The sequence below is a fragment of the Leucobacter sp. cx-42 genome (assembly GCF_014529985.1).
Lineage (GTDB): Bacteria > Actinomycetota > Actinomycetes > Actinomycetales > Microbacteriaceae > Leucobacter.
The window spans coordinates 57,072-75,490 of sequence record NZ_JACVMU010000013.1 but is presented as its reverse complement, the minus strand read 5'-3'; the positions used below and the strand labels follow the sequence as shown (position 1 = coordinate 75,490).

The window sequence follows — 18,419 nt, the reverse complement described above, 5'->3', positions numbered from 1 at the left end:
TCCGCTTAGTTGTGACCGAGAATGCCGTCGCCGCCGTCGACGCCAAGGGCGACACCGGTGATGTACGAAGCCGCGTCCGAGCACAGGAAGACAGCTGCCTCAGCCTGCTCAGTGGGCTCCGCCATACGCTTCATGGGGATGCGATCCGCCACTGCCTGGAACCCCTCGGGCGAGCTTTCCTTCCAGCCAGCGAGCGCGGCAGTCATGGTGCCGCCGGGGCAGAACGCGTTGACACGGATGCCAGCCGCGGCGTTCTCAGCTGCCGCGACCTTCGTCATGCCAATAACCGACCACTTGGTCGCGGTGTACGCCGAGAGGCCGGGGTTGCCCGACTTGCCCGCGAGCGAAGCGGTGTTCACGATCGCACCGTGACCCTGCTTCTGCATCTGACGCAGCTCGTGCTTCATGAAGTACATGGTGCCGAACACGTTCAGGTTGAACATGCGCTCCCAGACCGGGCCCTCCTGCTCAGTGAAGGGAGCGTTCGGCGCACCGATGCCAGCGTTGTTGTGCGCAAAGTCGAGCGAGCCCCAGAGCTCAACGACACGTGAAACGAGCTGCTCTGCAGCTTCTTCCTTCGAAGCGTCGGCAACGAGGTACTCAGCGGTACCACCGGCGGCGCGGATCAGCTCAACGGTCTCAGCAGCCATTGCCTCGCTGATGTCACTGACGAGAACATTTGCGCCCTCACGCGCGAACGCGAGCGCCGCCGCGCGGCCGATGCCCGCACCACTCGCAGTTACCAGACCGCTCTTGCCCTGCATTGAACCCATGGTTCCTCCTCGGGGCGTACGCCCAATATCGATGTCGTGGCATGCAGCACAGCACCGCGCTACATGCCCTGTGACATCAATGCTCAACCCGAGTTGCCGCTCACGTCAATCTTGATTTCTCAGGGAAGATGCCCTACCCATTTTTGTCCTCTCATCAGGACTCAAGGCGTTTGCTTGGGGGTTGTATTGCACTCGTATCGAGTCCGGAATGTATCTCTACGGCGAGACAAATGAGTCCGTACGGCCGCCCTGTTGGCTTCCGTACGGACTCATGTCACATTTTCATCGCTGGCCCATTGCAGGCAGCTAGACTGACGCGATTAACGCTGCGCGCGCTTCGCCGCCCGCGCATCACGCGCCGCCTGCTCGGCCAGCATCGCATTGTAGGCTTCGAGGTCGACGTCGCCCAGGCGATCCGCCGCCCGGTCTCGGCGCTTCTGCTCCTTGCGGTCGTTGCGCGACCACTGCACGGCAACCACGAGCGCAAGCGCGAGGGTCGGCAGCTCACCGATGCCCCAGGCAATGCCACCACCGAGCGCCTGGTCTTCCATCGGGGTACCGCCCCATTCGCGACCCATCGCCCCGAACCAGTCGGCGCCGAGGAGGTTGTCACCCGTCATGAGCGTCACGCCGAAGAAGGCGTGCGAAGCCATCGTCGCGAACAGCACGACCAGGCGCAGCGGGTACGGGAAACGATACGGAATCGGGTCAGTGCCCACCATCGTGAGGCTGAAGAGATAACCGGAGATCAGGAAGTGGATGATCATCCACTGGTGACCCAGGTGCGCCTCCATGGACCAACGCATCATGGGGGTGAAGTAGAAGATCCACAGCGAGCCAACGAAGACCACAGCGGCGACGATCGGATGAGTGATGAACTTCGAGTAGGGAGTCTGAACCATCCACATGATCCACTCACGGCCACCCCACGAGCCATCGGTACGCTTCGGGATCGCACGCAGCGCAAGCGTGACGGGCGCACCCAACACCAGCACGAGCGGGATCAGCATCGTCAGCAGCATGTGCATGAGCATGTGGGTGCTGAAGAGGTACGCCTCGTATGCGTTCAATGCGCCGTTGGTCGCATAGAACAGGAAGACCAGACCAGCGAGCCACGCGATCGTGCGACCGATCGGCCACTTGTCACCACGGCGACGGAGGCGGATCACGGCAGCGAGATAGAAGGCAGCGCCGAAGACGCAGACCAGCGTCCAAGCAATGTCGAACTTCCACTCCGTGAAGTACTGCTGGAAGCCGAGCTCGGGCGGCAGCGGGTCACCCGTGAGCCACTCAGCTGGCGAAATCTTGCCGCCCTGGTCACGCGCCGGATCGAGATTGACCGGAGTCGCAGTGCGGCCGAGGGAGCCAGCGAAACCACTCACGATGCCCATTACCGCAAGCTCACTCACGACGAGCCAGGCGAAGATGCGGCGGCCCTTTTCGGAGGTGCCGATCCGCGGAATCATCCGCTGACGCTGGAGCGCGCCGAACACACCCAGCACCAGGAGCGTGACGGTCTTGCCGATAATGAGCTGGCCGTAACCGGTGTTGAACAGCGCGTCGAATGAGCCAAGGCGCTGCATCGCAGCAACGACACCCGAGGCCGCGACGCCTACGAATGCAAGGAGCGCGATCGGTGAGTAACGCGCGGTGAGGGTAGAGAGACGTTCACGGTCGACCGAGCGCGAGACGAAGACGAGGACGGCGAGGCCGCCGATCCACGCCGCTGCGCCAATGACGTGCACCAGCAGCGCGTTCACTGCCTGCATGTGGCCGGATGCGCCAGCCGCGTGACCCTGCGACGCGATCGGCACGAAGGCCACGAGCGCAAGAACGAGCACAAGCAGCGTGCTGCGACGGCCGCGGAACGCAAACGCAGCAACCGTCGTCACCGCAGAAAGAATCAGTGAGAACAGCCACAGCTGGCCAAGCTCAACCTCGGTCAGGAACTGTGCGAGGCCGGCGCTGAAGAGCGGGCCAGCCGAGAACTCGAGGCCACCAAAGTCAAGGTACGAGAACAGGATTACCGCGCCCGATGCCACTGTGGACAACGCTGCCGAAGCCGCCGCGACATCCATCGCAATGCGGTACTCGGCGCGATCCGTCGCGAACGCCCACACCGCCATCAGGGTCGCGCCAAGCACGCCCGAAAGTGCGAGGTTCAGTACCGTGCGCGCGATCGGCGAGCCGTATCGCACGAAGGATCCGGGGTCGACAAGCGCCCGCGGGTCAGCAGCTCCACCGATTGCAAGCCCAATGAAGGTTGCGGCGATGGCCACTGCGAACAGCACGGCCGGGGCAAGAACGCGAAATAGACGTGGCACGGTAACTAGCCTACGGTGTGGCTCTGCATGCTTCCTCCGCGTGAGCGCCAACGCGCGTCACGGGTGAGTGAGGCACGGGGTGCGTGCCGGGTTCGTGCAAGGTTCGTGCGGGTGGCTGGCGGCTATTGTCCGGCGTCGGCGGCGAGCAAATGCTCGCGAATGTCCTGCCTGCGGGTCGCCCCGAGCTTCTTCATGAGCCTGGTGACGTGCGATTCAACGGTGCGGATCGAGACCACCAACGCTTCAGCGATGCGCGGGTTCGAGAGCCCCGCCGCAACCAGTTCTGCGACCTCGCGTTCGCGCGTGCTGAGCTTGCTCCCGGTCCCGCTCGCCTGCGGCGCGAGCACCCCTGCAAACTCGCCAGCCCGCGTCTGGAGCACCCTGATGAGTTCGGCGTCTGCATCATGGCCCCCAGCTCGGAGCACACCAAGCACGCTCTCCACGAATCGCTTCGTCGAGGCTGGATCCCCCTCTTGCTCGAGGCGCGCGAGCTCCTCTGTCACCGCACTCACGTCGGTTGTGACGAGTGCGTCCACGAACTGCGCAGAGGCCTGAATGGAGGGGCTGTTGACCTGCGCGATCCGCTCCCTTGCGTGCTCCCATGACGCGCGATCGGGCATGAATCGCATGCCATCGATGTAGGTCCACGCGGCCATGAAGTACGCGCCACGTTCCCACATCTCGTCGCCTGTTTCACGTGCAACACGAGCCGCGTCCGCGAGATCGTCGTCGGCGGTAAGTCGCACCTCAAGGAATGCACGATGCAACAACGGCAGCGCCCCATCGGCTGAGTGACCGCCCACGAGGTCCGCTTGGAGGTCGCGAGCGAGCGCGGTGTGGCCGCGCCGGTTGGCGAAGTAGGCGCTCAAGATCGTCAGACCGAGTCGGCTCAGTGGGTTCTCCCCCGCGAGCAGGCCAAAGCCGACCGCATCGGCGACCGTTTGCTCTGCCTCGTCGTACCGGCGCATGGTGAGCAACGCTGTCGCGCGCAGGAACGAATACATCCGGATCCTGCGCGAGTCCAGCTCACTCTGCGCATTCTCGAGCCCGACATTTGCTGCGGCGAGCGCGCGTTCCCGCTCCCCCAGCGCAAGCGCGGTGTAAATCTGTACGGCGTCAAAACGCGGATCCGTCCCCTGCTGCGCGGAATGCAAACCCAGCTCCTTGTGCGCCAAGCCAGCGTCACCGCGCACGAGGAACCACAGTGCCCGTGCGAGCGTCACCATGTCATTGGTGTGCTGGCTGAGCGCGAGACGATCGACGTCAGCGAAGGGTTCCTCCTCAGGCACGGTGAGGAAGCACGTTGCTAACAGGACTGTCTGGGCCTCCAGACGGATTCGTTTGGTCTCGTTGCGTGCCGCTTCGGCGCGCAACAGTTCGATCGCCCCGACGAAGTCGCCAAGATCGTAGGCGACGTGCGCGGAGTGAGCGAGCGCCCAATCGGCCCGCTCCTGGTTGGATCCGCTGAGCGCAGCAGCCTCTGAGATGACCGCTTCGGTTTCTTCCTGTGAGCACCCCGGATCCGTCTGCATCACCAGGAGCAGCCTCGACGCATTCGTGAGCGTTGGGTGCAGCGCCCACTGTTCCCGCGCGCGCAGGGTGCGGATCGCGGTCCGCTCCTGCACGAGCCGCAGATACGCCGCCCGCTCCTGAGTCTGCCGCGCTCGTGTGAGCAACGGTGGCGTCGGGTCGGGATCCGCCCCCAGCTGTTCGAGCAGCAGCTCCTGCTGCGCACTGCTTGCTCCGTGACGGAAGTAGTCCTCAATGATCGGCGGATTCAGCGTCACGAGCTGACGCTCGTACACCTCCACAATTGAGATGAAAGCACGCTCCTCGAGTGCCACCAGCTGTTCCCGCGGAACCACCCGCGCCACACTCGACACCTCGGTCGCGCCGAGCATCGCGATCGCTTTGAGCGCAGCAAGCTCCTCGTCAGTCAGGCAGTGCAGTATCGACTGCACGACCGCGCGCAGCGCCGGCGACCACAAGGAGCCGTTTGCGTGCGCGAGCCCGTCGGTCACCGTGAGCTGCCCCGACCGCTGACCGGCGTCAATCACCGACGATGCCAAGCCGATGTTTCCGCCAGACATGGCGAACACTCGACTCATCGTGGGTTCGTCGAAACGCAAGCCAAAGTTCTGGCCGAGGGTCTCCTCAAGCTCGGCATACGACATGGGTGAGAGATCCAAGGAGTACACCGTCGCGAAGCCATTCGTAACGAGCGGACCGTTGTGCCGGATGCCGTTTCGCACGCGGGTCGCCACGAAGGGGACGGCAAGCTTTGCGCTTACCGCACTCACCACTCCCCAGGATGCCTCGTCCAGGCTGTCGGCATCGTCGATCACGAAGATCGTTCGGCCAGGCACCACCCGCGCACTGAGCGCGTCGAAGGCGGTAAGCATGGGCGGAGTCCGATTATCGGCGGCTTTCGCATCGGCGGATCCGCCAAAACCAGCAATACTCAACGCCCCGAGCGAGACCCGCGCAAACGAGGCGATGCCTGCCACCTCAAGCGTGCGCCAACCGAGCGTGTCAAAGTGGTCGCGGATCTTGCGCAGCAGTTGCGATCGGCCGTTGCCGTGCTCACCGATGAGCTCGACACTGCGCCCGCCCTGCAGAATGTCAATCGCGTTCAGGTACATCTCACCGCGCTTCATTGCCGTGCCTCCCAAGCTGTGCCGTTCGGATCTTGGCATTGACTTTCCACTGAGGGCCGCACCGATAACACTGACATCATGACCATGAGCACGGAACCTGCGCAAGGTTTGTACCTGCTTTTGACTTTTCCGTGCGCTCATGGGGATCCTCCTGATTAATGTCGTTTACACCGAGATCAGCACGATGTCGGCGCAGATGACTTGCTAGGCCGTAGCGATACGGCGCGGGAGCGCCCCCCCTTCTCAAACTCCCGCGGCTGGGTTCACTCCATCCCCCCCCCCCTGAACTACCCAGCCCTAGCCGTCATCCTCTGTATTGATGCGCCAGTTCCGTGCTGGTCTCTTTGTGTTTCCCTCTTCACCTGCACTTATGCCCAGGTTTTCACGTGATTTCTCGCGAAGCGAGCGAACGCTGATTTTTGGCCAATGTCTGAGGAATTTTGCACACCTTGGGATAGTTATCCCCAGAATTGCCACACCCTATCCCCAAGTTATCCACATAGTTACTCACACTGTTCACAACGTGTAATTACACGTGTGTAACTATCGAACATATGTTCGCAAGCGCGGAATCTTGCAGTTTCTGTACACAGAAACCACGGACTTCTACACACCCCCTCACAACTTTGTGCACAGAGTTATCCACAGGGTAATTTTTGGTGGATAACTTTGTGGTGGGCGCTCTCGGCACATGCGTTGCGTGCCTGAGGCACTCGATACCCTGGAACCGCGAAGAGTGCCGTCGAGCTTGAGCAGCTCATATGTATAAGGGAGCTACATGAACCTCGCCGCAGTTGCCTCACGGCCCGGGCCTCTCGCCGAGGTTGTCGCGATCCGCCAACTGCCCGATCTCCCGCCGCCCGGACCGGGCATGGTGCAGGTCCGCATGCTCGCCGCGACGATCAATCCGTCTGACGCCGTGACGGTGTCTGGAGCGTACGCGTCACGCACGAAATTCCCACTCGTGCCGGGCTTCGAGGGTCTCGGCCGCATCGAGGCGATTGGCGCGGGAGTGTCTGAGTCGTTGCTCGGGCGGCGGATCCTCCCGCTCGGCACCGCCGAAAACTGGCAGCAGGTGAAGCAGCTCGAAGCTGAGTGGTGCGTCCCAGTCCCCGATGACATTCCCACCGAGGTGGCTTGTTTCTCGTATGTGAATCCGCTCACTGCCCTATTAATGGTGGATCGCTACTGCTCCCCCGCATCGCGCACGGTCGTGGTGAGTGCGGCGAACTCCGCGATTGGCGGGCACCTGGCCGAGCTGCTCAATGAGCGCGGGATCCGGCCGATTGGTCTCGTGCGCAGCCTCGGCGGGCGTGCTGTCGCTGAGCCATCGCAGTGGCAGGCGGTGCTCGAGACCCGGGATCCGCTGTGGACAACGCAGCTCGAGGAACTCGTCGGACCGCGCGGTGTGGATCTTGGGCTCGACTGCGTCGGTGGCGAGGTGGGCGCGCTGATGGCGGCCGCGCTTGGGCGCGGGAGTGTGCTCGTGCACTTCGGGCTGCTGTCGGGCACCCCTATCCCCGACTGGTGCTTCGCGGCCGATCGCCCGGGGCGCATCGAGATGTTCCGGCTGCGAGACACAGTCCACTCGGTGCCGCGGGCGTCGCTGCCCGAGCTGCTCGCGCCAGTGTTCGAGCATCAGCGCCACGGGCGGCTGCTGACCGAAGTCACCCACCGCGTTGGGTTGAGTGAGTTGGAGGAGTTCTTGGGTTCTTGTGGTTCAGCGCTGCCCACAGGGAAGGTGCTGATTGACCCGCAGGGGTGAGACGAGTCAGCCCCTCGAGGTTGGCCGTTTCTGCCGAAAGCATTGCGAGTTCGTGCACATCAGCACCGATGCCGGCAATCGCCATCGATATAGGTGAGCTGGGGTTTCATGACGATCGGCGTAGTTCGGCATTGTTGGGCAACGAGTCAGATATCGTCAGGGCATGAGTTCAGAGTCGCAAAGGGTTCCTGCCACGCTGTCTATCGAAGACGTCGAGGTCATCGAACACGAAGAGCCGGTTCGCATCGCGGCGAAGCGGATCTTTGCCATCGCCCGCGACGGTGGTTCGATACTCACCGACCACGACGTGTGGACCACCGAGAATCTTGAAACGCTCCTAGAGAAGTGCGTACGCGCGCCAGATGTGTCTGGTGCATCGTTCTTTGAAAAGATCGAGAAGCAGCTACACGGTGTCGATGATGGCGCGCGCCTACTGTTCGCCGAGATATTCATCCTGCAGATGCTGCCGATTGCTCAGTACAAGTCGAGCACCAAGATGGAGAACATTGATCGCATTCTTAAAGACGCGGTTGATAGTTACGAGATCCCTAGATACGTGCGCGAAGCCTTCGAGTCGCCTGTTTTCGGCGGCGGCATGGCATTTAGCCTGAGGCGATTCCACCAGCTAGCTCTCATGATCGAGCTTTTCCTTTATATGAAGACGCTCCCTGAGGAAGAGGTTGCCCTGGCATACGCGGAGCCCCTCGAATGGCGAACCCTGATATCCAACTGCCCAGGAACACGCGAGGCATCATTGCGGGGCTCTCTCACTTACCTCGGCCACCCCGAGTATTTCTTCCCTATCGTGTCCCAAGATCATAAGCAGAAGATCGTCGACGCGTTCTTCCCTAAGGTAACCGGAACCTCGCCATCAGACGACGTTGATGTAGACCTCGCCGAGTTGCGTGCTCTGTTCTCACCAGAGTCGGGCGAAACCCCTCAGTTCTACTCCCCACCTCTCAGCGAATACTGGATGGAGCAGCAGGTCGATCCCGATCCGGATCCAGAACCAGTCGCAGACACGATCTACACGGTCGAGAGCATCGTCAACGACGGAGCATTCCATGGTGCGGCACAGCTGCAAAACATTGTCGGCCGCTGGCAGGAGACACGAAACATTGTTTTGCAGGGCGCACCAGGAACCGGCAAAACCTGGCTCGCCAAGCGTCTCGCATACGCACTCATCGGGCAAAAACTGCCAGAGGCTGTGAGGTCGGTGCAGTTCCACCCGGGCACCTCATACGAGGACTTCGTACGAGGATGGCGACCGGGAGCTGACGGCAAGCTCACGCTCGTTGACGGCCCGCTGATTCAGCATGCCGAGCTGGCTCGCAAAAACCCCGATATTCCTCATGTTTTGATCATCGAGGAATTCAACCGAGGTAACCCGGCACAGGCGCTCGGCGAGATGCTCACGCTGCTTGAGAACACGAAGCGCAGCAAGCAAGATGCACTCGAACTGACCTACATGCACACCGATGAGGCTGCGTTCCATCTTCCCGAGAATCTCTACGTCGTCGGCACGATGAATACGGCGGATCGGTCGCTCGCGCTCGTCGACTTCGCGTTGCGTCGACGCTTCGCGTTCTTCGAGGTCGAGCCAAGCCTCGGCGAGGCTTGGAAAGCTCACCTCACCCGCCAGTTCCGCGGCGAAAAGCCAGCGCTGATCGATGAGCTCGGACGTCGCATCGAGACCCTCAACGCTCAGATCGCCGAAGACCCTTCGCTCGGCAAAGCTTTTCGCATGGGTCACGCGTACTTCACACCGGGTAATGAGGCGACCGATCTGATCGATTGGTTCCGGTCTGTCGTCCGTTCCTCTATCGAGCCACAACTCGCTGAGTATTGGTATGACAACGCCCAACGCGCAGATGATGCGGTGAACGCTCTGCTTAAGGAGCTCTGAGTGTTTGAAGCTGGTGCGGGCCGCACGCGCATCGACGTGCGCAGTGTGTGGTTCTTACTGCTGTATGCCTCAAGCTTCGTGGAGAAGCTCACCCTCCAGGAAAAGGAACGCCTGCTCGGTGGTGAACGTGACAACGATTTGCTCGACGCGATCGCGAGCGTTCTGGCGACTCAGGTTGAAGCGAGGGTACGCACTGCGCTCTTTCCTGGCTACCGCAACCAGTCAAAGCCTCTCACACGAGTACGCGGTCGCATTGATCATTTGCAGACGGCATCGCGCAGGCTCATGGATTCGGGACGCGTGCAGTGCCACTTCACGGAGCAAACGCTAAACCGGCCGAGGTATCGCTACCTGCTCGTCACCCTGAAACAGGCATCGCACCGCGTCACCTCGCAAGAGGTTCGTGCGCAGTGCGTTTCTGCTGCCAGAAAGCTCGAACAGAATGGCGTCTCGCCGGTCGATCCGGATCCATCCTTTCTTGCTCGAGAACAGTTCAGCCACTTCGATTCCTCTGATCGTAAGCTGCTTCAGCTCGCTCGCCTCACCCGAGATATGCATGCACCAGAGCACACGGATGGTTCGATCGAACTGCCGCGTATCGCGCGAGACGAGGCCAAGTTGCGTCAACTCTTTGAAAAAGCGATGCTCGGGTTCTACAGGTGCCATTTCACAGACGAGGGTTACACAGTCAATGGCGAGCGTCGTTCTTGGCTTCCAGACGCTTCCGACAACGAAACATCACGTTTTCTACCAACACTCAACGCAGACATCGTGCTGCGCAGTAGGGCCCGAGCAGAGCAAGTCGTCATCGAGTGCAAGTTTGCGCCAGTGTTCACGGAGCATCACAACAAGACGATGGTTTCCCCAAGTTACATGCGTCAGATCTACAGCTACGCGTCGATATTTGCTCGCGATTTCGAGGGCAGCACTCGTGCAGTGCTACTCGGCGCACAGGTACGGGAAAGCTCAGGTCCCGACCTCGATTTCACGATCGACCCCTACCCCATGCGCATCACACAGGTAGACCTGACCGGGCCGCCGAGCGAAATCCGCAAGACACTCATGGCTGCCGTGGACTTCTAGAGCCGCGACCCTCTTACTTACGCCTTCTCTGAGTCAGGTCATGCCCAGGAAAGAACGGGCCGGCCCACAGGGCCGGGCGGCCTTATTCATAGACCAGGGCCGCGACGGGGTGCGCGCAGCACGTCAGACCCTCGAAACGGGGTGTTTCTGCCGAAACTGGCCGATTCTTGCGTATGAAAGGGGCTGTTTCGGCAGAAAGGGTCGATCTCGCGGGGTTGGGCACGAAGCGAGGCACGCCTCGCGGGGTTGGGCGCGAAGAGCGCGGGACGCCCGCGAAGCGGACCACAAAACAAAAGAAGGACCGGATCACTGATCCGGTCCTTCTCATCTGTGCGCGAGGGGGGACTTGAACCCCCACGCCCTTGCGGGCACTGGCACCTGAAGCCAGCGCGTCTGCCATTCCGCCACTCGCGCGAGTGTCTTCGAGCTGTTCGGATATCTGACCACCAGGATCCGATCTCCGCCCTGCTCGGGCAACTTGATTACTGTATCAGCTGAGTGCCCCTGACACCAAAGCGGGTAAGCTTGTGACCCAATAGGAACCGGGTGCACCTGCATCGACTCCCAAACGGAAAGGCAGAGCAATGGGCTTTCTCGACAACGTCGAACGCTCGCTCGAGCGCGCCGTAAATGGCGCATTTGCGCGGACTTTCCGCTCTGGAGTGCAGCCAGTAGAGGTTGCTTCGGCACTGAAGCGGGAGCTCGATATCGGTGCCGTGATCATCGATCGTGACCGCACACTTGCTCCGAATCGTTTCGTCGTCCGCGTGTCGGAACAGGACGCTCAGCGCCTCCTGAACCTGGGTGACACCTTGGAGACCGAGCTTCGTGAGGTCGTTGTGTCGCATGCGCAGCGTCAGAACTACCAGCTGCTTGGCGATCCAGATGTTGAGATCCGCGCCGATGACTCGGTCACCGCGGGCGTCGTTGAGATCGACGCGAAGCGCGTGACCGGCACCATCGACTGGGTTGCAGCAATGGACGTGAACGGCGTCCGCCATGAACTTCACCGCGGTACAACGGTGGTTGGCCGTGGCAGTGACTGTGAGATCCGCATCACAGACAATGCGGCATCGCGCCGTCATCTGGAGATCATCTGGGACGGCACCCAGGGTCTTGCACGCGATCTTGGATCGACGAATGGCTCGAAGATCGACGGCCAGCGATTCCGCGAAGCGAAACTGCAGGCGGGTACGACGATCACAATTGGCCAGACTGCGCTACGCTTCCAAATGGTGCCCGGTCGGGCTAACGCGCAACCTGGAAGCGCGGCCAGTGACTTCTGGAGGGATCAGTGAGCGAACTCGCGCTACTCGTCCTACGCATCGGGTTTCTCCTGCTGCTGTGGTTCTTTATTTTCTCAATCGTCTACGCACTGCGCAGTGACCTGTTTGGTACGCCAGTTCGCCGCATGAAGCAGAACGATTCGAGCGGCTCCCCCGCTCCTCTGGTTCGCCCGGCGGCACCGGCACCGGCACCGGCACCAACCCCGGCTCCCGCACCCGTTGCGGCCGCAGCCCCGGTTTCGCGCCCGAATCCCGCGCAGGCACCCGCGTTCGATCCCATCACGGACGCATTTCCTTCGGCCAATGAGGCCCCACAGACCGCTGCAGCGACGCAGCTCGTCATCACCTCCGGCGTTGCAGCCGGCACGTCGATCCCCCTCGACGTCGCAGTTTTCACGATCGGACGCAGCTCCGATTCGACTCTCGTCATCGTCGACGAGTACACCTCGACCCGTCACGCGAGCCTCGCAAAGACCGGCAACGAGTGGCGACTCACTGACCTGGACTCCACGAACGGCACCAAGCTCGACGGTGTGCGCGTGCGCGGCACGGTTCCTGTGCCCCCGTTCACCCCGGTCACGATCGGTACGACGACCTTTGAGTTGAGGCCGTAACGTGAGCTACGGCTACAAGAGTGCCATCGGGTCACACGTTGGCATGGTGCGCTCCAACAACCAGGACTCTGGTTTTGCGGGCGACTACCTCTACCTCGTTGCGGACGGCATGGGCGGTCACGCCGGTGGCGACGTCGCTTCGGCACTGGTTGCGAAGGAAATCGCGAACCAAGATCTGCGCCCAGAGAGCTCGTCAGAAATGGCCGGCCTCACACTGCGCAACGCACTGCTCGACGCAAACAAGAAGCTGCGCGGCACCGTCAAGGAGCACCCGGAGCTCGCTGGCCTCGGCACCACGTTCTGTGGTTTCCTGACGGTCGGCAAGCAGCTCGCCCTCGCGCACATTGGCGATTCACGCCTGTACCGTCTGCGCGACGACAAGCTTGAGCAGATCACGAAGGATCACACCTTCGTCCAGCGTTTGGTCGATAGTGGGCGGATCACCGAAGAGGAAGCCAAGTTCCACCCTCGCCGGTCGGTACTCATGCGCGTGCTCGGCGATGTCGAGTCAGCTCCCGAGATCGATGTCTCGGTGCTCGACACGCAGCCCGGTGACGTCTGGCTCCTGTGCTCGGATGGTCTCTGCGGCTACGTCGAGGACCCCGACATTGAGAAGATCCTGCGCCGCAGCCACACGCTGCAGGGCGCGGTAGATGCGCTCATCGACAAGAGCCTCGCGCACGGCGCTCCCGACAACGTCACCGTTGTGCTGGTGGAGACCGTCGAAGAAGAGATTCCACACGAGGAGCCCAACCCTCGCTTTGTCGGATCCGCCGCCAATGCGCCCGTCTTGCGCGATGGTGAAATCACGACCGCACGCATGCGTCTGCTCAGCCGTCGCCGCGTTCGTCGCGTTCCTGTCGTCGAAGAGTCGCACTTTGAGCCCCGCGTCGACGAGTATCTCTCCGAGCTACTCGCTGAAACGAAGCGTCGCAACACTCGTCGCCGCGTCATGTGGTTGCTCGGTGTCGTGGCCGTGCTCGTGGCAATCGGTGGCGCGCTCCTCTTCAGCTACCAGTGGACGCAGTCACGCTACTTCGTTGGCACCGACGGTGAATCGGTCATCATCTACCAGGGCGTACAGCAGACCCTCGGGTCGTTCTCGCTGTACTCCGTGGCAGAAGAAACCGGCATCCCGCTCGACGCACTCGACGGAATGGAGCGCCGCCAGATCCAGCGCAGCCTCTCCGCAGGCTCGTTGTCAGAGGCTCGCGATATTGTGCTGAGACTGGGAGGTGACGAGTAATGAATGACCAGCAGGCGGCCCAGCCGCGCACGTTCGAGCAGAACCGCACGAGCGAAAACATTCTGCAGCGCATTACTGCGATCCGCGCCCCGCGACTGCTTCGCAGCATGGAGCTTGCACTGCTCGTCTTCTCGCTGATCGTTGGCATCTCTGCGGTCCTGATTATCGACCTCACGGTCCACGGCAAAGTCGAGACGAACCTGCTTGCCCCTGGCATCCTGTTTGTCGTGCTCGTGACCGCACTGCACCTGGTGGTGCGCAAGGTCGCCCCCGACGCCGATCCGCTCATTCTGCCGATCGCAGCGTTCCTGAACACCGTTGGCATCGCCATGATCTACCGCCTTGATCTCGCAGAAGATCTCTCAGGCTGGGGTTCGGGTGCTGTGCGCCAGCTCGTGTGGTCGTCGATCGCTATCGCAGCCTGCATCGTGCTCTTGCTCATCATCAAGAACCACATGCTGCTGTTCCGTTTCACGTACCTCAGCGGTCTCGGTGCACTCGTCTTGCTCTTGCTGCCAATGCTGCCCGGTATCGGCCGTGAAATGTACGGCGCACGCGTGTGGATCATGATTGGCGGCTTCTCGTTCCAGCCCGGTGAGATCGCCAAGATCCTCCTCGCGATCTTCTTCGCGGGCTACCTCGTGCGGAACCGCGATGCGCTTTCGATGGTGGGCAAGAAGTTCGCTGGCATCCGCTTCCCGCGTGGCCGCGATCTCGGCCCGTTGCTTGCCTTCTGGCTCGTGGCAATGTGTGTGCTCGTGTTCCAGCGTGACCTCGGCACCTCACTGCTCTACTTCGGCCTGTTCCTGTCGATGCTGTACGTTGCGACCGGCCGTATCGGCTGGATCATCCTCGGCGTTGGCCTGTTCCTCGTCGGCGGCATCGTCGCGAGCCAGACCCTCGAGTACGTGAACGTGCGCTTCGCGAACTGGCTTGACCCGTTCGCCGACCCGTACAACGCAAGCTTCCAGATGTTGCAGGGCCTGTTTGGCATGGCCAACGGTGGCCTCACAGGTACTGGCCTCGGTCAGGGCTTCCCGCAGGACACCCCGCTCGCTGACAGCGACTACATCATCCCGTCGCTCGGTGAGGAGCTCGGCCTCGTCGGCCTGTTCGTCATCCTCGCCGCATACCTGTTGCTCGTTGGCCGTGGCCTCCGCATTGGCTTCGCTGGTCAGGACGACTTCGGCAAGCTCCTCGCGACTGGCCTGTCGTTCTCGATCGCGTTCCAGGTCTTCATCGTTGTCGGTGGCGTCACGCGCGTTATCCCGCTGACGGGCCTGACTGCTCCGTTCCTCGCGGCTGGCGGATCATCCCTGGTCTCGAACTGGCTCATCGTCGCAATGCTCGTACTCCTATCGAACTCGATCAGAAACAAACCGAAGTTGGTGATTCGGTCATGAACAAGCCGCTGAAGTTTCTGACCAGGACCATCTTCCTGATGTTCCTGGTGCTGTTCTTTGCCGTCACCATGATTCAGTTCGTGGACGCAGACGAGCTCCGTGCAAATGAGCTCAATTCGCGCACGCTGAAGAACAGCTACAAGGTCGAGCGCGGCTCGATTCTCGTCGACGGCGAACCCATCGCGTTCTCCGTCCCGACCGATGACTCCTACCACTACACACGTCAGTACTCGGAGGGCGAGCTCTACGCTCCCATCACCGGCTACTACTCGCATCTGCAGGGCATGTCTGGCCTCGAGTCTGCGATGAACAAGGAGCTCTCGGGCACCGGTGATGCGCAGTTCTTCAGCCGCCTGTTGAACACCCTCAACGGCGTTGCTCCGCAGGGCAGCTCGGTTGAGACAACGATCAACCCCGCAGCTCAGCGTGCAGCATACGAAGGCCTCATGGAGAGCGACTTCGTCGGCGCGGTTGTGGCAATCGAACCGGCTACCGGCAAGATCCTCGCGCTCGCATCGACGCCGACGTACGACCCGAACCTGCTCTCATCGAACAGCGACGCGCAGATCATCGAGAACTACCAGGCACTTGAAGACGATCCGGCCCAGCCCCTCGCGAACCGCGCGGTCGCTGGTGATCTGTACCCTCCCGGGTCGGTGTACAAGCTCGTCTCTGCCTCGGCAATCCTCGAAGCGGGCAAGGCAACGCCGACCACGCCGCTGCCGAACCCCTCCGCGTACACGCTGCCCGGTTCAACGTTCCAGATGAAGAACACCACGAACGCAGCGTGTGGCCCCGGCGATAAGACGACCCTGACCGAAGCGATCCGCATCTCATGCAACCTGCCATTCGCGCAGCTCGCAGCGGGTATGGATCTCAACGCGATTCCTGAGATGGCAACCGCGTACGGTTTCGGTGACGAGCTCGAAATTCCGTTCAGCACCACGGCAAGTCAGGCACCCAAGCCTGAAGACGCGGCGCAGGCAGCGCTCTCTTCAATCGGCCAGTTCGACGTTCGTGCGACGCCCCTCCAGATCGCAATGGTCTCGGCGGGCATCGCAAACAACGGCACGGTGATGTACCCGCAGCTCGTCGAATCGGTGATTTCGCCCGACCTCAAGGTCGAGCAGTCATTTAGCGAGAAAGAGTACTCCACGCCTATCTCATCCCAGACGGCGAATGAGATCGCTGCAATGATGGAGCTTGGAGTTTCTTCGGCAGACGGATACGCGAACTCCTCCGGCATTGACGGGGTTCGCGTAGCTGGCAAAACGGGTACTGCCGAAATGGGCAACGACGAAGACGGAACGGTTCGTCCGTACACGCTCTGGTACACCGGCTTCGCGCCGGTAGATGACCCGAAGGTTGCCGTAGCTGTAGTGGTCGCCGACGGCGGCGGAGCTGCATTCAATTACGACGCAATGTCGTCAGAGACCACAACAATCATTGGAAAACGAGTAATGGAAGCGGTGTTGAGCGAATGAGGCCAGCAGAAGGGATCACGTTCGGCGGTCGCTATGAGCTGAGCTCACGGGTCGCCGTTGGCGGCATGGGCGAGGTTTGGCGGGCGACCGACAACATCATCGGTCGTACCGTCGCGATTAAGATCCTCAAGGACGAGTACATGGGGGACCCCGGGTTCCTCGAGCGTTTCCGTGCCGAGGCACGTCACGCTGCGCTCGTGAACCACGAGGGAATCGCGAATGTCTTTGACTACGGCGAAGAACAGGGCTCGGCGTACATCGTTATGGAGCTGGTTCCCGGTGAACCGCTCTCAACGATTATTGAGCGCGAAGGCCGGCTGCCTTCGAACCGTGTACTCGGTATCGTCGCGCAGACCGCAACGTCGCTGCAGGCGGCTCACGACGCGGGCCTCGTGCACCGCGATGTGAAGCCGGGTAACCTGCTCATCACCCCTGAGGGCCGCGTCAAGATCACCGACTTCGGAATCGCACGCATCGCCGACCAGGTGCCTCTCACCGCGACCGGCCAGGTCATGGGTACCGTTCAGTACCTCGCACCTGAGCAGGCAAGCGGCCACTCGGCAACCGCAGCGACCGACATTTACTCGCTCGGCATCGTCGCATACGAGTGCCTCGCAGGTAAGCGTCCCTTCACGGGCGAATCGCAGGTCGCAATCGCGATGGCTCAGATCAATGACGAGCCGCCCGCACTGCCCGATGACATCCCTGAGGCAGTCCGTAACCTGGTGTACGCGTGCCTCGATAAGGATGCAGACGGCCGTCCCGAGACCGCTGCAAAGCTGGCTTCGGCAGCGGCAGCGCTGCACCGCGGCGACGTACAGCTCGCTGCGAGCTACGTCCCGCAGGTGCTCGGCGCACCCGATACGAGCGCTGCGACCACCGTCATGCCGCAGATGGACGACGCTGCGACCACGATGATGCCGCAGACTGGCGTGCTTCCCGAGTCGGCTGAGGGCGACATCGAAGGCACCGACATCGAGGGCGACGAGAAGCCGAAGAAAAAGAAGAGCCGCTGGACCTGGCCGCTCATCTCGCTCCTCGCGCTGCTCCTGCTCATCGGTGGCGGCACCGTCTACGCACTCGTCTCTGCTGCGCAGAACGATAAGGGCACGACGACCGAGACCACCAAGCCAAAGCCGACCAAGCCGACCGTTGTTGAGCCTGAAGAGCCCACCACCGCGACGATCGACGAGAGCCAGGTTGTTGGTAAGACGTACGACGAGGCAGTTGGCTACCTGAACGGTCTGGGATTCCAGAACGTCAGCAAGACTGAGGTTGGCCCCGTTCCCGATGCACAGGTTGGTCTCGTTTCGGGCATCAACCCCTCGGGCACGGTTGCATTCGACCAGACGATCACCCTGGCTGTGAACACCGGCTTCCCGCAGCTCGGCACCCCGTCGACTCCGAAGAGCGATGTGTCGTCAGTTGCCGTCGGCAGCACCTTCACCGTCACCGGCTTCGACTCGAGCTGCCCCTCGGGCCTCGGCAACCCCCAGTACGAGATCTTGTCTGATCCGCAGGGCATCGTTTCGTTGCAGAACACCCCGTCAGCGAGCGGCGCAACGTTCATGGCGATGAGCGCCGGCTCGGTAAACATCTCGTACAAGCTCACCTGCTCGGGTGCGCAGGAGCGTACTTCTGACGCATCTGGTGCACTCACCATTACGGTGACCGAGCCTGTCACCCCGCCCACCGATGGTGGCGACGCAAGCGAGAACAAGGACAACTAAGTTCCGCATCTCTTCCAATGATGAAAAGCGAGGGCATCCGATTTGGGTGCCCTCGCTTTTTGTATCTGGCCGACGCACGGAGGCGCTGCCATTTGTTCGTCATTTCGACGACATCTGTAGGCCTGTAGAACATCTCATCCACGTACTG

At 61.7% G+C, this 18,419-nt stretch carries 12 protein-coding genes and 1 tRNA gene; 9 read left to right on the top strand and 4 right to left on the bottom strand.

Features of this window, described 5'->3' with window-relative positions:
- Positions 1 to 5: 5 nt before the first annotated feature.
- The 3 genes from ICM05_RS11825 to ICM05_RS11815 all read right to left on the bottom strand — a co-directional run bounded on the left by ICM05_RS11825 (position 6) and on the right by ICM05_RS11815 (position 5,754).
- Positions 6 to 773 (bottom strand): SDR family NAD(P)-dependent oxidoreductase, encoded by a 768-nt coding sequence (locus ICM05_RS11825; RefSeq protein WP_188024831.1) that lies wholly within the window; start codon positions 771 to 773, stop codon positions 6 to 8.
- A gap of 320 nt (positions 774 to 1,093) precedes the next feature.
- Positions 1,094 to 3,097, bottom strand: a complete 2,004-nt coding sequence (locus ICM05_RS11820; RefSeq protein WP_188024830.1) for a cytochrome c oxidase assembly protein — start codon at positions 3,095 to 3,097, stop codon at positions 1,094 to 1,096.
- A gap of 122 nt (positions 3,098 to 3,219) precedes the next feature.
- Entirely contained in the window at positions 3,220 to 5,754 is a 2,535-nt protein-coding gene (locus ICM05_RS11815; protein ID WP_188024829.1) for a LuxR family transcriptional regulator, read from the bottom strand.
- Positions 5,755 to 6,532: 778 nt separating this feature from the next.
- Here ICM05_RS11815 and ICM05_RS11810 point away from each other — a divergent pair.
- The 3 genes from ICM05_RS11810 to ICM05_RS11800 all read left to right on the top strand — a co-directional run bounded on the left by ICM05_RS11810 (position 6,533) and on the right by ICM05_RS11800 (position 10,508).
- Positions 6,533 to 7,519 carry a zinc-dependent alcohol dehydrogenase family protein gene (locus ICM05_RS11810; RefSeq protein WP_188024828.1) on the top strand — a complete coding sequence of 329 codons (987 nt, stop codon included), beginning with the start codon at positions 6,533 to 6,535 and terminating at the stop codon, positions 7,517 to 7,519.
- Positions 7,520 to 7,682: 163 nt separating this feature from the next.
- Positions 7,683 to 9,425 carry an McrB family protein gene (locus ICM05_RS11805; protein ID WP_188024827.1) on the top strand — a complete coding sequence of 581 codons (1,743 nt, stop codon included), beginning with the start codon at positions 7,683 to 7,685 and terminating at the stop codon, positions 9,423 to 9,425.
- On the top strand, positions 9,426 to 10,508 hold the full coding sequence (locus ICM05_RS11800; protein WP_188024826.1) for a hypothetical protein: 1,083 nt from the start codon (positions 9,426 to 9,428) through the stop codon (positions 10,506 to 10,508). It abuts the gene before it with no gap.
- Between the two features lie 331 nt (positions 10,509 to 10,839).
- Here the strand turns inward: ICM05_RS11800 and ICM05_RS11795 are convergent.
- Positions 10,840 to 10,922, bottom strand: a tRNA-Leu gene (locus ICM05_RS11795).
- 170 nt (positions 10,923 to 11,092) lie between these two features.
- Here ICM05_RS11795 and ICM05_RS11790 point away from each other — a divergent pair.
- The 6 genes from ICM05_RS11790 to ICM05_RS11765 are packed head-to-tail and all read left to right on the top strand — an operon-like array spanning position 11,093 to position 18,271.
- Positions 11,093 to 11,806 carry a DUF3662 and FHA domain-containing protein gene (locus ICM05_RS11790; RefSeq protein ID WP_188024825.1) on the top strand — a complete coding sequence of 238 codons (714 nt, stop codon included), beginning with the start codon at positions 11,093 to 11,095 and terminating at the stop codon, positions 11,804 to 11,806.
- Complete coding sequence (locus tag ICM05_RS11785; RefSeq protein ID WP_188024824.1) at positions 11,803 to 12,408, top strand: FHA domain-containing protein; 606 nt, start codon at positions 11,803 to 11,805, stop codon at positions 12,406 to 12,408. Before ICM05_RS11790 ends, ICM05_RS11785 begins: the two co-directional genes overlap by 4 nt.
- 1 nt (position 12,409) lies before the next feature.
- The gene (locus ICM05_RS11780; RefSeq protein WP_188024823.1) at positions 12,410 to 13,654 is read left to right on the top strand and encodes a PP2C family serine/threonine-protein phosphatase; all 1,245 of its coding nucleotides are present in this window, start codon (positions 12,410 to 12,412) and stop codon (positions 13,652 to 13,654) included.
- Positions 13,654 to 15,057: an FtsW/RodA/SpoVE family cell cycle protein gene (locus ICM05_RS11775; RefSeq protein WP_188024822.1), complete on the top strand. Its 1,404-nt coding sequence runs from the start codon at positions 13,654 to 13,656 to the stop codon at positions 15,055 to 15,057. Before ICM05_RS11780 ends, ICM05_RS11775 begins: the two co-directional genes overlap by 1 nt.
- On the top strand, positions 15,054 to 16,541 hold the full coding sequence (locus ICM05_RS11770; protein WP_188024821.1) for a penicillin-binding protein 2: 1,488 nt from the start codon (positions 15,054 to 15,056) through the stop codon (positions 16,539 to 16,541). Before ICM05_RS11775 ends, ICM05_RS11770 begins: the two co-directional genes overlap by 4 nt.
- Positions 16,538 to 18,271 (top strand): protein kinase, encoded by a 1,734-nt coding sequence (locus tag ICM05_RS11765; RefSeq protein ID WP_188024820.1) that lies wholly within the window; start codon positions 16,538 to 16,540, stop codon positions 18,269 to 18,271. Before ICM05_RS11770 ends, ICM05_RS11765 begins: the two co-directional genes overlap by 4 nt.
- Positions 18,272 to 18,419 lie beyond the last annotated feature (148 nt).